The sequence below is a fragment of the Mucilaginibacter sp. OAE612 genome (assembly GCF_041806395.1).
Taxonomy (GTDB): Bacteria; Bacteroidota; Bacteroidia; order Sphingobacteriales; family Sphingobacteriaceae; genus Mucilaginibacter; species Mucilaginibacter rubeus.
Genome location: NZ_JBGMUW010000001.1, coordinates 5450820 through 5464138, shown reverse-complemented (window position 1 = coordinate 5464138; position 13319 = coordinate 5450820). Strand labels below are relative to the sequence as shown.

Sequence of the window (13319 nt, the reverse complement as noted above, 5' to 3'; positions counted from 1 at the left end):
TTAACAGCATTGAATACTACTACAATTACGTACTGTAAGATCAGTACCCCATCCATATAAAAAAAGTAATAATACTCGTTTTTTTTCCCAGGCCGATCTGAAGATGAGCCAGCCGGTAAGGAACATAGTAAATGTGAGTGCAAAGAAATCAAGGCTAAAGCCATTTTGCCTGAACAGGAACATGAGTACAATGTAGCCGGTGAGCAATACCTGGCAAAACAGATAAGCATTTTTTTCGCCCCAAACTACCGGGATGGTCTTAAGGCCTACTTTACGGTCGTCGAAAAGGTCCCGGATATCAAAAGGTATTGTCAGCGCTCCTATAAATAAAAAGCGTTTGGCTATGAGTATAGTGGTATCGCGCATGCTGATATCGGTTAGATGATTATGCATTGATTCCAATACCGGGAACAGTACACAGCTCATTGTCCATACCAGGGTTATTAAAAACGGTTTTAAACCGGGGATATTTCTTAAACCAAATTTATGATCGCCTACACTGAACAATGGTAAACCATAACCAAACGATAAAACGCTCAGAAATATGAGCAGGATCTTTGATTCGGTAGTGATGATAAAGAACAGCGGGATCAGAGACAGCAGCGAAACTATAGTAAAGGTCACCATCAGCCTATAGTGTGCAAAAAACCATCGCACCCTTTTGTAAGGCGACCGTTGTGGTTTAGTTGGACGGGTGATGAGGATACAAAAATTATAGATACCCAGTGTTGAAGTAAATAACAAGCCCAAAACAGGGAACACTGGTTTTGATCCTATTAAGTGAAAGGTTAACAAGGCCTGTGCTACAGCACAAAGCGACATGAAAATATTACTGAAGAGCAGAAAATCTAATACAGACTGTAGTAATTTCTTCATCGGTAAAAGGATAGCAGCTTCTGCCTGGATCTTTTAGGAAATTGGTAATGAGGGATCGCGGCCTGCTTTTAATGTAAATATCGTAATCTCCGGCAATATTCCAACCCTGCCGGTTAAACCAACAAAACCAAAACCTACATTTACATATAATTGTTGTTTGTTTTCCTGGTAATGACCGGCCCATTCATTATAAACATATTTTATAGGGCTATATTGAAAATGCGGGGTACGTACGCCAAATTGCATGCCATGGGTATGCCCGGCAAACATGGCATCAATTTGCGGGTATTTAGGTAAAACCTCGGCCCGCCAATGCGATGGATCATGCGAGAGCAGGAGCTTTACCGGCAGGTCATCGGTGTTTTTTACTGCAAGGTCCATGCGCCCGTATTTGGGGAAGCGGCTGTATTCGCTCCAGTTTTCAATACCTAAGATCCCTATTTCTTCTCCGTTGATTTTTAGACGGCGATTTTCGTTCCTGAGCAGGTTCCAGCCCATGTTTTTATGGGTGGTTATCAGGTCATCATGATTTTTCTTTTTATCCGCCGGGGAGTTCCAGTCGCCATAGTCGCCATAATCATGGTTACCCAGGGTTGAAAAAACACCAAGGGGGGCTTTTACTTTAGTGAAAATGTCCTGGTAGCTGGTCATTTCCGATGCTTCATCGTTAACCAGATCGCCGGTAAAAAATATCAGGTCGGGTTTTTCATTCAACAGCATTTCAACACCACCGAGCACCGCTTTTTTATTATAAAAGCTGCCTGAATGAATATCTGAGATCTGCCCGATCCTTAAGCCATCAAAGGCCTTTGGCAGATTAGGCAGATACATAGTTTGATACAGTACATGATAATCATACGAACCTTTAGGCATGGCCTTTTTTATAGCGGCCAGGGGAACGGTTGCGGCAAGCAAGCCTGCTTTTAAAAGAAACTCGGAACGGGGAATGGCATCATCAATATTAGTAGTAGAGGCAGGAGCAGTAGGGAGAGGAATTGAGGTGTCATTTTTTTTCCTTTTCAGCGCAATTTTTTGCCTGATATCATCGGCAAAAATGAATGGTATAAAAGTAAATTTACAGATGAGCAGGATAAATGTTACCAGTAAACAGGCTGCGCGTACACCCGTACCTGCTATGGTAATATAACCTGCAGTTAAAAGCGCGGCCACACACAAGGCCGAAAAGCCCCAATAAAAAATGGCGAATGCTTTTGATTGAAGCAATCGCCATTTTTTGAACGCGCCTCGGATACCGTATAAAACATACCGGTCGGCCAGCAGCTCAATTATGATCCAGAACAATATGCTTAGCGCCTTAAAAATCATAGAGCGCCATATATTTTAGTACCGGTCGTCGTCAATATCAAGGTCATCGTCATCGGGCTGCAAGTTAAATAAACTGTTAAACATATCCGAAAACGCGAAGCCATTATCCAGGAAACCTTTGTTCAATTGTGAAAATTCCGACAGGCCGTGAAGTACAAATTCCATCAGCAGCAATTGCTGGCTTTCGCCCAAACGCGGGTGGATCTTTTTTACAAGGTCTTTCAACCCCACAACTTCTTCCAGCGATTTTTTGTATTCCTGCATGGGCATATCATCAACGAAAGCTACATTGTTGCCATCGCCAAACCAGTTAATGATAGCTGCATATGGGTTAGGGGCTTTGGCTTTCTTAGCCTTTTCCGGGTCAGGGAAAAACGATAGCAGTAAGCTTTTGATGGCTTTACCTATCAGGATATTGGCCACTTTGCCTGGTCCCTCCAGTTCACCCTCATAAACCAGCTCAATTTTACCGGTGATGGCAGGGATCACACCTAAAAAGTCGGTAATACGTACAAAGGTAGTTTTTTCGTGGTTGATGATCATCCTACGTTCGGCATTACTGATCAGGTTTTCATAGGCCGAAATGGTTAAACGCGCAGATACACCCGATTTTTTGTCGATATACTCAGAGTTACGGGCTTCAAAAGCAATCTGTTCCACCAGGTTTTTAACCAAACCATCAGCCTCAATAGCGATACGCTGATCATCGGTAAGGGACGCTTCCTGTTGCGTGATCTTGCGTGAAATCTCAACCGAACGGGGGTAATGTGTTAAAATCTGGCTCTCAATGCGGTCTTTAAGCGGTGTTACTATCGAACCACGGTTGGTATAATCTTCAGGGTTGGCGGTAAACACAAACTGGATATCCAGTGGTAAGCGTAATTTAAAACCACGGATCTGGATATCTTTTTCCTGTAGTATGTTGAACAGCGATACCTGGATCCGGGCCTGCAAGTCGGGCAGCTCATTGATCACAAAAATGCCGCGGTGCGCACGTGGGATCAAGCCGAAGTGGATCACACGCTCATCCGAATAGGTTAATTTTAAAGTAGCGGCTTTGATTGGGTCAACGTCACCAATTAAATCGGCTACGGTAACGTCAGGGGTGGCCAATTTTTCGGTATAACGCTCAGAGCGGTGGATCCAGCCAATAGGGGTGTCATCGCCTTTTTCGGTTATGATGCTATGACCATACCACGATATGGGGTTGTAAGGGTCATCAAACAATTCTGATCCCTCAATATATGGGATATATTCATCAAGCAGGTTAACCAGCAAACGGGCAATACGGGTTTTTGCCTGGCCGCGTAAGCCTAACAGTAAAATATTGTGACGTGACAGGATAGCAGTTTGCAGATCGGGGATCACAGTATCTTCAAATCCGATGATGCCCTCAAAGCCGCCTTCGCGTTTTTTAAGCTGTTCAATAAGGTTAGCACGTAATTCGTCTTTAACCGAACGGCTTTTATAGCCTGTTTGCTTTAACTGGCCGAGGGTTTTTATATCTAATAATTTACTCATTCTGTTTTTGTAGTCCGGAAGTCGGAAAGTCCGCAAGTCCGAATGTTTATTTTTAATTTAAAGGACAGTTGTTATTCGTATTTCAGACTTCCAGACGTCGGACTTCCGACTAAAGACTTACCTCACAGTCCTTCTTCTGTTTCTGATATAATCCTCAAAAATGTACTCACCAAGACCGTTCAGGGAACTGTAAAAGGCTTTGCCTCCGTTTGTTTCTGTGAATTTACGAACAAACTGCTGCAAATAAGGGTCTTTAGCTATCATAAATGTAGTAATAGGTATTTTTAACCGCTTACATTGGGCAGCCATGTTAAGGGTTTTGTTAACCACTTTCCTGTCCAAACCAATGCTGTTTTTATAATACCTGGTGCCTTCCTTTAAGCAGGTTGGCTTACCATCCGTAATCATGAAAATCTGCTTATTGTGCGTTTTACGGCGTCGGAGCAGATCGGTAGCCAGCTCCAAACCTGCATAGGTATTGGTATGGTAGGGGCCAACCTGCAAGTAAGGTAAATCCTGCAAGGTTATTGGCCATGCATCGTTCCCAAAAACAACAATATCCAGCGTGTCCTTAGGATATTTGGTGCGGATCAGTTCGGCAAGGGCCATAGCTACTTTTTTGGCCGGAGTGATCCTGTCTTCGCCATAAAGGATCATGGAGTGCGAAATATCGATCATGAGTACAGTTGAAGTAAGGGTTTTGTAGTCCATTTCCTCTACCTCAAGATCGCGTTCGGTCATCATGAAATCGCCTATACCGTGATTAACCTGGGCGTTGTGGATAGACTGGGTCATGTCTATCTGATCAAGGCTGTCGCCAAACTCAAACTCGCGGCGTTCGGCATTTTTTTCATCGCCCTGGCCTGATTGCGGCGAGCGGTGGTTGCCTTTGCCTGATTTTTTTAGCTTGCCGAAGATCTCCTCCAGAGCAGATTGCCTGATGCTTTGCTCAGTTTTTGCCGTAATCCGGAACTCGCCATTCTCATTATTTTCGTCGAGATAACCCTTTTGCTTTAGTTCATCGATGAAATCGCCCATGCCATAATCATCGTTAGTAAGGTTATATTGTTTATCGAGTTCGTTAAGCCAGGCTAAAGCTTCGCCTGCATCGCCCGATGTATAGTTGAGCAACTCGAGGAATAATTTTAACAATTCGTCAAATCCGCCTTTAGGGATTTGGTTGGGCTTAAATTTGGAAAATCCAAAACCACGCATATTTTGTCCTTTCTGTACATAAAGGAACGGAATATTTTTAGGAAAAGTTTCGCTGCGGAAGTGATAAAATAAATTGTTAGTTAAGTATGACAATTAGATTTTTGATTTCGGAATTGGGATTTCGGATTAAAAAGTCATTTTCTATCTCCAAAAATAAATCCGAAATCGAACATTCGAAATCCGAATTCCTAAATGTAAGCCAAGCTATTCAGGAGCTCAGGCGGGTACACCGGGTTGGCGCCTCGCTGGCTGGCTACGTATGAGCCAACGGAGCACGCTTTATCTACCACCTGCTGCATGGGTTTTCCCGAAAGGAGGCCGGATACAAATGTTGCCAGGAAGGCATCGCCGGCGCCTACCGTGTCTGCAACTTTTACCGGACACCCGGGACTGTCATAAAATTCATGGTCGTGCCATACCAGTGCGCCATGCTCGCCGCGGGTTACGCAAATTGTTTGGCTATGGTATTTGGAACGGAACTCGCCAATTTGATCGCGCAGGGAAGCACTACTTCCACCGATGAGCAGGTTGGCTTCTTCCTCGTTCATTTTTACTACGTCGGCCCGGGCTACCAATGTTTCAATAGTTGACAGGGTGTAATGCGGCGGGCGAAGATTTACATCAAATATTTTTAGCGTCGGGGTTTCATCAAGCAGGTTTAATAAGGTTTCGCGGGTAGTAGCGGTACGGCAAGCCAAACTGCCAAACACAATGGCCCTGGCTGCCTGGGCTGCTTTAGTGAGTGCAGCCGATGGTTGTATGTTATCCCATGAAACGGGTTGGGGAATAATATAAGTAGCGGTGTTGGTTTCATCAAGCTGTACTGTAACTTCACAGGTTGGAAATTCATCGTCCTGCTGAATCAGGTCCGAATACAGGTCATTGCTTTTTAAAAAGCCTATCAGTGCATCGCCCGAGTTATCCATACCCACAGAGCTCGCAAACGCTGTTTTTACGCCTTGTTGTACCAAATGCCTGGCTACATTCATAGGGGCGCCGCCCGCTTTTTTTCCATCACCAAAAGCATCCCATAAAACTTCGCCAAAACTTAATACCTGATTTCCCATAGTTAAGTTGTTTTTAGTGTCGATGAAATCCAAATATACTGTATTGTCTGAACCGGAATTAATCGAATTGAAGAATTAATTGAATTTTCTCTTTTTAATTCTGTTAATTCGGGCAATTCTTAAAATTCAGGTTCAGACAAAAACAAAAAGCTATCTTTATTATATGAGAAAAATATTACTGAGTTTAGCGTTGATGCTTGTGGCCGTGTATTGCTTTGCACAGGACAGGCAGGCCATCCTGAAAGTAATGCATACACAGGAAGAAGCCTGGAACCGCGGCGATATTGAAAGCTTTATGACGACCTACTGGAAATCAGATTCGTTGGTTTTTGTGGGGAAAACAGCCCCCGCCTATGGCTGGCAAACAACACTTGAACATTACAAACAAACTTATCCTGATAAGGCTGCCATGGGGCAGCTTAGCTTTGAGATCATACAGCTAAAGGTATTGGATGCAACCAATGCTTTTGTTTTGGGAGGATGGAAACTAACCCGTGAAAAAGATACACCAGGCGGCTATTTTACGCTATGGTTTAGGAAAATTAAGGGTGAGTGGAAGATAGTTTGTGACCACACCTCGTAAGGAGATTAGGGGTGGAGATAAAAGGTTAAGTGGATAAATACGGGGATTTGGAAGCGTGGGAATTAGCGATTCCTCTCTTAAGAGCGGAATTTATAAAGATACCGGATCGCAAAAATACTACTGCATGAAAAGAGGTTTAGTAATTGGGAAGTTTTTGCCGCTCCATATTGGGCATATGGCTTTGATTGGTTACGCGCTTGACCATTGTGATGAGCTTGTAGTGGTTATTGGTGCCAGTGATGATGAGCCCATTGATGGAAATATCAGGCTTGACTGGCTCGAAAAAACTTACGCAGGTAATGACAAGGTTAAACCTGTATTATTAAGCTATGATGAAGCTATGCTGCCGGGTGCGGGCGACTCGATAGAAAATATGTCGAGACTTTGGGCCAGCTATCTTAAAAAGAAGCTGCCGCCTATTGATGTGATATTTGCTTCAGAGGCCTATGGCGCTTATATGGGGCGGTTCCTGGATTGTGAAAGCGTTATTTATGAAGAACCCTGTAAAATTGTACCGGTGCCAGCGGCAAACATCAGGGAAGAGCCTGACTTATACCTGCATCTTTTACCCGATGTGGTTAAGGATTACTATAAAAAATCAGGCTGAATAATTCTGGCGGCAATATTTTACAGGCGTTATTCCCGATCAATCCTTAGCAAACCAGTTCCGCTTAAAATCGGAGGGATTCTTTCCAACTATCTTATTAAAGAGTTTATTAAAATATGATAAGCTTTCAAATCCCACGGCGTAACAGGTTTCAGTAACGTTTTTATCCTGCATGAGCAGGTTTTTGGCTACATCAACACGGTATTGGTTCACGAAATCGGTGAAGGTCATTTTAGTTTGTTTTTTAAAATAGCGGCAAAAAGCCGCTGTAGTAAAGTTCACTTTAGCCGCCACTACATTTACATCGGGTTTAAGATTGTAATTACTGCCGATATATTCATAAATAGCCCCCATCCTGATCTTATCTTTTAAAAAAAACTGCAGGTTCGGCTCGTCGTTGTTTAAAATCGTAAATTCTTTTGAACCAGCCAGTATGTTAAAGATCTCCATTAACCCCATTAACTGCTGAAAAGAATCCATCCCCGGTAAAAGTTTCAGTTTTCGCACTGCTGTAGTCCTGGTATCTCCATAAAAAGCAATACCGTTGGCGGCTTTTTTGAAAAGCTGCCCGATGGTCGAAAATTCGGGAGTGATGCCTATTGCCGTTCCCATGAAATCTTCTTTTAGCTGCACCACTATCTGATGGTATTCGCTCCGCAGCCGGTAATCAAAGTTGAGGTGGGGGAGGTTACTGCCAATAAGCACCAGGTCATGCTGGGTGTAGCCGGAAATGTGTGAACCTACGTGCCTTATCCCTGCATCTGCCTCAACATAAACCAATTCGTATTCGGGGTGATAATGCCACAGAAAAGTGTTGCGAAGCCGGGGTGAAAAGAGTTTGAACGATTTGCCAGGTTCAAAATTAATCTTCTCTAACTGGATCTTATCCATGCTATATTGAGCATTAAGTTTTAGTAAAGGTAAACAAATGATCAATATAGAGCAAATTTTGGTCATTGTACAGGATAATCCATCTTCCATGCCAACCTAAATTTGAGTTATAAATCAAAAAAAAATGATGAAGACCGAAAACGCAACCATGACCATGGCAACCACGCCGGCGAATGCACATAAAGAGATCCCTGGTAATCCGTCAACCGCTAAATCAAGCCAGATCCGCCTGAATGAACGTAAAAACAATGCACCGCTGAAAGTGCTTAGCGAGGCCGATTGGCAATTTTGGATAGAGAATGGTTATGTGATCATCAAAAATGCAGTACCTAAAGAGCAGGTGAAAAAGCTGGCTGATTATCTGTGGCAATATGAAGATAAGGATGCCAATGATATCACTACCTGGTATAAAAAGCCCAATGCCCAAATGCAAATGAGCGAGTTGAACAATACGGGCATGGTTGAAATTTATAATCAGCAGTTTATGTGGGATAACCGGCAATATCCTAAAGTACATGCGGCTTTTACAGATATCTGGGGTACCGAAAAGCTATGGGTAACTATTGACCGGGCCAATCTGAATTTTCCGCTAAGGCCTGGCTTTGAATATAAAGGTTTTATTCATTGGGATTATGACCCGGAAACCAAACCTCAAAATGTGCAGGGCGTACTGGCCCTTGCCGATCAGACTGATGAAAACATGGGTGGTTTTCAATGTATCCCGGAACTATACCGTACATACGATACCTGGAAATTAACCCAACCCGAAGATAGGGATCATTATAAACCTGATACCACCGGTTTTGAGACTGTGAAAGTGAAACTGGAAGCAGGTGATCTGCTGATATTTAACAGTTTGCAGCCGCATGGCATAAGACCTAATACCAGTGCAGATAAAGTGCGTATAGCGCAGTATATATCCATGATGCCCGCCCAGGAAGACAATGAAGAGCTAAGACAATGGCGCATTAACAGTTGGCAAAGCCGCGAAGCCATGCAGGGCTACGCTTTTCCGGGCGATCCGCTGGAACGGGAAAAGCAAAATCCGGTAGCTGAGCTTAGCGATCTGGGCAAAAAGCTATTGGGGTTGGAGCGATGGTAGATTGTATCTCATATACACGCTTTCGGGAGTATTTGATAAACAAGCCGGTTGTGAAGACTCGGTCGTGGGTATAAAACAAAATAGCGATGGACAAATCCATCGCTACTCAATATCATGCCTTAAGACTAAAAACGTAAGACTTTCGACTTTAAAAAGGTTTCCCTGCGGCAAGCTCTCTATTAGCCCATTTAACGGCCAGCCCTTCGCGGTATTTAGCATATTTGCCTTTGAACATCATTTTTAGAGCGCTATCAACACCACCTTTAACGGCCAGGTTATACAAGCTTGCCGCTTTACGGCTTATACTGGCATCCCATGCGCGAAGGCTGAGTGAGTATGAACCATCCACATATTTCATCCAGTGCCAGTAGCCGGTTGGCATAAACAGGGTATCGCCATGTTCAAGGAAAACTTCAATACCTTCTACACCGTCAAGCGCCGGGAATTTTTTGACATCAGGATTTAGTACATCATAATCCTCCAGTGCATACGTGGCATTGGGGATACAGTACAGGCGGCGCTTCCACTTGTTTTCAAATAGGATCACATGCTTACGCCCTCCAAAATGGGTATGGAAAATATGCGGAAGGTCAATATCGTAATGTAAAAAAGTAACCGAGTTTGAACCGCCGAAAAACATGGCGGGCATGCTTTCCAAAAAGCCCCCCATCAGGTCCTTAGGTAATATGATATCATCCAAAAGTTGGGGCGCTTGCTTAAATATGTTAAAGAAAAAAATCCTTAACTCGGTTGGTTTACTGCGGATAAGGTCGATATATTCATCAAAGGGCATTTCAGTTGCCGACGAATTGATGGGTTTTGAAGGATCGGCCTTTGAATTATCGTACAATGGCACTACTTTATTGCCAACAACCTGCTTTAAATATTCGGGTGTCCATTTTTCGCGGGCAGGCCAGCTTTTGGTAAGCCCTTTGATAACCAACGGGCGACGAGGGTCTAAATAATTCTTCTTGAAGTCTTCGGGAGAAATATTTTCAACCGTATCGATCGGGTTAAGAATGAAGCACATAATAGTTTATTACTTTAGGGGGATTACGCTTATTTTAAAATAAAGTTACAATATTGTTTCTTACTCGTTTAAAAGCATTCAAAATAACGAAATAAACCCCAAAGTAGTATAAATATATCTTAATATTATGGCCTGCCTGATACAAGGGCGTTGTTAGCGCGTTTGATAGCCAGGCTCTCCTTCCAGTCCATATAATCCTTTTTAAAGCGGGCTTTCATCAGGTTGTCAAACTTGCGCTGCACTGTTAAGTTATACAAGCTTTTGGCTTTAATGGCCCATGATTTATCCCAGGCGCGTAACGATATCGAAAATGAACCGGTGAGGTATTTCATCCAGTGCCAGTACCCGGTTGGCATAAACAGGGTATCGCCGTGCTCCAAAATGGCCTCTTGTCCTTCAATGCCGTCAAGTGCCGGAAATTTGGTGAAATCTGGGTTTTCAATATCATAATCTTCCAAAGCATAGGTAGCAAAGGGGATGCAGTACAGACGTTCGGTCCATTTCTGATCGAACAGCATTACATGTTTGCGGCCATTAAAATGTGTATGGAAAATGTGTGCAAGATCGATGTCGTAATGTAAAAATGTTACGGAACCGGCGCCGCCGAAAAACATATTGGGGTATTTATCCAGAAAACCACCCATTAAATCGGATGGCGAACGATAATCTTCCAGCAGTTTTGGGGCATGTTTAATTGGGTCGAAGAGGAAAATTCTTAAATCAGTAGGCTGTTTTTGAATAAGATCGATATAATCGCCAAACTTCATTTCAGTTGCAGATGCATTGATAGCTTTGGAAGGATCGGCCTTTGAGCTGTTATAAAGCGGAACGGTTTTATCTCCAACTACCTCTTTCAGGTATTCAAAAGTCCATTTTTGCAGTGCGGGCCAGCTTTCAGTGGCTTTGCGGATAATAAGCGGTTTACGCGGATTTAAGTAATTGTTAACAAAATCCTCCTTGCTTATATTGTCTACACTATCAATAGGTGTAAGCGTTATACTCATTTTCACAAATTAATTAACGAGCAAAATTAATTCTTTGTAAATAATATGTAAACGATTTGAGCCGATTTTGAAATTGTGCTGACAGTTGTATTTTAGTTGCAGTATAAAGTTGCAGTGGCAATACGTAACTGCAGGCAGTATAAAGTTGCCGGTGCAGTTTCATGGAGTGTAATAAAAAGAGTATATTTTGCCTATCTTCCTCTAATCAGTGTACCGCTTGTACAACTACCGCTGCCAACTGCTTCTGCCATTACAAACTGCAACTGGCTTAATTAGGTTTCAAAACTGAATTAACTACCTGAATAACACCGTTGCTTTGGGCAACATCGGCTATGGTGATGAATGATTTGCCCCCTTTTTCGTCAACAAGGTAAAGTTTTGCCCCCTGCGACATCACTATAAGTGTACCGCCGCTCAATGTATTAAGCTCCAACTTGCCTTTGCCCTCTTTTACTTTGGTTAACAAGTCGGCCGAGGTTAATTTGCCGGGCACCACATGATAAGTAAGCAGTTTAATAAGATTGGCCTTGCTTGCAGGTTTCATCAGGTTGTCAACCGTGCCTGCAGGAAGCTGGGCAAAAGCTTCATTAGTAGGTGCAAAAACAGTATACGGACCGGTCGCTGATAGGGTAGGCGCCAAGCCGGCAGATTTAATAGCGTTTACGAGCGTAGTATGGTCTTTTGAGCCGGATGCGTTTTGTACAATATTTTTAGCAGGCGACATAACAGTCCCTCCAACAGTTTTTTGGGCGAAAGCTTTCGGGGCTATAATAGCTATAAACGATAAAGCGATAATGAGTACTTTTTTCATAATTGCAGGTATATAACACAATACGATTTGATAAATATAAACAGTTTTTAAAACCATTTTGCTTTGTAACAAAGTACTGACTGTAAAAAACCTCAAAGGTTTAGAAAAATAATCCGGCGGCAATATGATCGGCATACAGTTTACCCGTTGGGCTAAGATAAATAACATTATCTTTTTGTATGATCCATTCCCTGTCGAGATATTCGGCGGCAGCTTTAAGTAATTCGTCTGATGCGCCTTTAGCTATCTGGTTCAGCTTAGTTAGTTCAAGCCCCCACATGGTACGTAGCGACGTCATGATATATTCATTCAGACGGTTCGCTTCAGTAAGTTCCTCTGTTTCGGTCGATAGTTTCCCGCTTTCGAGCGCCTGGATGTATTTGGCATTATTAGCTATGTTCCACTGCCGGGTATCGCCATTATAAGAATGCGCCGAAGGACCGATCCCTAAATATTTTACACCCTTCCAATAGTTGGAGTTATGGCGTGAATATTGGCCAGGCTTGCAAAAGTTAGATATCTCGTAATGTTCAAACCCCTGTGCATTCATCGCATCCATTAATACCATAAACTGTTCGGCGCTTTGATGCTCGTTCATGGGTGGCTGCTTCTTTTTATTGATGAAAGCTGCTAGGGCAGTTTGCGGTTCAACCGTCATGGAATAGGTAGATATGTGCGGAACGTTAAGTTCAAATACCTTATCGAGGTTTTGCTTCCATTTGGTATCGCTGAGCATAGGATAACCGTAAATGAGGTCGACCGTAATATTTTCAAAACCGGCGTCCTGGGCGCGTTTTACCGATGATTCGGCTTCCTGGCCGCGGTGTATACGGTTCATCCAAACCAGGTCCTCGTCAAAAAACGACTGGATCCCTATGCTGAAGCGGTTAACCGGTGTTTGTTTAAGGGCTTTGAGTTTGTCGGGTTTCAGATCATCGGGGTTGGCCTCCAGGGTTATTTCTGCCGCGGACGACACGGTGTGGAGTTCGGTTAGCGTGTTGATGATCCTGCTGATTTCATCGCCATCCAAAACAGAGGGGGTGCCGCCACCGAAATAAATAGTTTCGATGGTTTCACCGTTGAGGTAACCTTTTTGCAGTTTGATCTCACTGATCAAAGCATGCAGCATTTCATCTTTGTACTTTAACGATGTACTAAAATGGAAATCGCAATAATGGCAAGCTTGCTTGCAAAAGGGGATATGTATGTAAATGCCGGCCATGCGGCAAAGGTAGTGCAATTATTTTTTTGACTAAAGCCGGTATTTGTGCAATAAGGGCAGGGGA

The 13319-nt window shown here is 43.2% G+C and carries 13 protein-coding genes; 3 read left to right on the top strand and 10 right to left on the bottom strand.

Annotated features, from left to right (window positions below; genetic code table 11):
• The 5 genes from ABID99_RS22665 to ABID99_RS22645 all read right to left on the bottom strand — a co-directional run bounded on the left by ABID99_RS22665 (position 1) and on the right by ABID99_RS22645 (position 6005).
• The gene (locus tag ABID99_RS22665) at positions 1-876 is read right to left on the bottom strand and encodes a hypothetical protein (protein WP_373615180.1); all 876 of its coding nucleotides are present in this window, start codon (positions 874-876) and stop codon (positions 1-3) included.
• A 33-nt stretch (positions 877-909) separates the two neighbouring features.
• Positions 910-2202 (bottom strand): metallophosphoesterase, encoded by a 1293-nt coding sequence (locus ABID99_RS22660; RefSeq protein WP_188834528.1) that lies wholly within the window; start codon positions 2200-2202, stop codon positions 910-912.
• A gap of 15 nt (positions 2203-2217) precedes the next feature.
• The gene (locus tag ABID99_RS22655) at positions 2218-3723 is read right to left on the bottom strand and encodes a sigma 54-interacting transcriptional regulator (protein ID WP_373615179.1); all 1506 of its coding nucleotides are present in this window, start codon (positions 3721-3723) and stop codon (positions 2218-2220) included.
• Positions 3724-3840: 117 nt separating this feature from the next.
• Positions 3841-4938 (bottom strand): VWA domain-containing protein, encoded by a 1098-nt coding sequence (locus ABID99_RS22650; RefSeq protein ID WP_090531322.1) that lies wholly within the window; start codon positions 4936-4938, stop codon positions 3841-3843.
• A gap of 188 nt (positions 4939-5126) precedes the next feature.
• Positions 5127-6005 carry a carbohydrate kinase gene (locus tag ABID99_RS22645; RefSeq protein ID WP_090530401.1) on the bottom strand — a complete coding sequence of 293 codons (879 nt, stop codon included), beginning with the start codon at positions 6003-6005 and terminating at the stop codon, positions 5127-5129.
• 163 nt (positions 6006-6168) lie between these two features.
• Here ABID99_RS22645 and ABID99_RS22640 point away from each other — a divergent pair, with 163 nt between their 5' ends.
• Both ABID99_RS22640 and ABID99_RS22635 read left to right on the top strand, forming a co-directional pair.
• Entirely contained in the window at positions 6169-6588 is a 420-nt protein-coding gene (locus ABID99_RS22640) for a DUF4440 domain-containing protein (protein WP_090530398.1), read from the top strand.
• 124 nt (positions 6589-6712) lie between these two features.
• Complete coding sequence (locus ABID99_RS22635) at positions 6713-7195, top strand: adenylyltransferase/cytidyltransferase family protein (RefSeq protein WP_090530395.1); 483 nt, start codon at positions 6713-6715, stop codon at positions 7193-7195.
• Between the two features lie 39 nt (positions 7196-7234).
• Here ABID99_RS22635 and ABID99_RS22630 read toward each other — a convergent pair whose 3' ends face one another.
• Positions 7235-8086, bottom strand: a complete 852-nt coding sequence (locus ABID99_RS22630) for an AraC family transcriptional regulator (protein ID WP_090530392.1) — start codon at positions 8084-8086, stop codon at positions 7235-7237.
• 124 nt (positions 8087-8210) lie between these two features.
• Between ABID99_RS22630 and ABID99_RS22625 the strand changes: the two genes are divergently transcribed.
• Positions 8211-9188, top strand: a complete 978-nt coding sequence (locus ABID99_RS22625; protein WP_223266092.1) for a phytanoyl-CoA dioxygenase family protein — start codon at positions 8211-8213, stop codon at positions 9186-9188.
• A gap of 148 nt (positions 9189-9336) precedes the next feature.
• Here ABID99_RS22625 and ABID99_RS22620 read toward each other — a convergent pair whose 3' ends face one another.
• From ABID99_RS22620 to hemW, 4 genes are all read right to left on the bottom strand, one after another.
• Entirely contained in the window at positions 9337-10218 is an 882-nt protein-coding gene (locus ABID99_RS22620; protein WP_090530386.1) for a cupin-like domain-containing protein, read from the bottom strand.
• A 125-nt stretch (positions 10219-10343) separates the two neighbouring features.
• Positions 10344-11222 (bottom strand): cupin-like domain-containing protein, encoded by an 879-nt coding sequence (locus tag ABID99_RS22615; RefSeq protein WP_176625303.1) that lies wholly within the window; start codon positions 11220-11222, stop codon positions 10344-10346.
• 268 nt (positions 11223-11490) lie between these two features.
• Positions 11491-12033: a fasciclin domain-containing protein gene (locus tag ABID99_RS22610; protein WP_188834526.1), complete on the bottom strand. Its 543-nt coding sequence runs from the start codon at positions 12031-12033 to the stop codon at positions 11491-11493.
• A 100-nt stretch (positions 12034-12133) separates the two neighbouring features.
• Positions 12134-13255 (bottom strand): radical SAM family heme chaperone HemW, encoded by a 1122-nt coding sequence (gene hemW, locus ABID99_RS22605; protein ID WP_354486798.1) that lies wholly within the window; start codon positions 13253-13255, stop codon positions 12134-12136.
• Positions 13256-13319 lie beyond the last annotated feature (64 nt).

Coding starts and splice junctions, on each gene's coding strand:
- ABID99_RS22665 (WP_373615180.1), bottom strand. CDS start 876: ATGAAGAAATTACTACAGTCTGTATTAGATTTTCTGCTCTTCAGTAAT.
- ABID99_RS22660 (WP_188834528.1), bottom strand. CDS start 2,202: ATGATTTTTAAGGCGCTAAGCATATTGTTCTGGATCATAATTGAGCTG.
- ABID99_RS22655 (WP_373615179.1), bottom strand. CDS start 3,723: ATGAGTAAATTATTAGATATAAAAACCCTCGGCCAGTTAAAGCAAACA.
- ABID99_RS22650 (WP_090531322.1), bottom strand. CDS start 4,938: ATGCGTGGTTTTGGATTTTCCAAATTTAAGCCCAACCAAATCCCTAAA.
- ABID99_RS22645 (WP_090530401.1), bottom strand. CDS start 6,005: ATGGGAAATCAGGTATTAAGTTTTGGCGAAGTTTTATGGGATGCTTTT.
- ABID99_RS22640 (WP_090530398.1), top strand. CDS start 6,169: ATGAGAAAAATATTACTGAGTTTAGCGTTGATGCTTGTGGCCGTGTAT.
- ABID99_RS22635 (WP_090530395.1), top strand. CDS start 6,713: ATGAAAAGAGGTTTAGTAATTGGGAAGTTTTTGCCGCTCCATATTGGG.
- ABID99_RS22630 (WP_090530392.1), bottom strand. CDS start 8,086: ATGGATAAGATCCAGTTAGAGAAGATTAATTTTGAACCTGGCAAATCG.
- ABID99_RS22625 (WP_223266092.1), top strand. CDS start 8,211: ATGATGAAGACCGAAAACGCAACCATGACCATGGCAACCACGCCGGCG.
- ABID99_RS22620 (WP_090530386.1), bottom strand. CDS start 10,218: ATGTGCTTCATTCTTAACCCGATCGATACGGTTGAAAATATTTCTCCC.
- ABID99_RS22615 (WP_176625303.1), bottom strand. CDS start 11,222: ATGAGTATAACGCTTACACCTATTGATAGTGTAGACAATATAAGCAAG.
- ABID99_RS22610 (WP_188834526.1), bottom strand. CDS start 12,033: ATGAAAAAAGTACTCATTATCGCTTTATCGTTTATAGCTATTATAGCC.
- hemW (WP_354486798.1), bottom strand. CDS start 13,255: ATGGCCGGCATTTACATACATATCCCCTTTTGCAAGCAAGCTTGCCAT.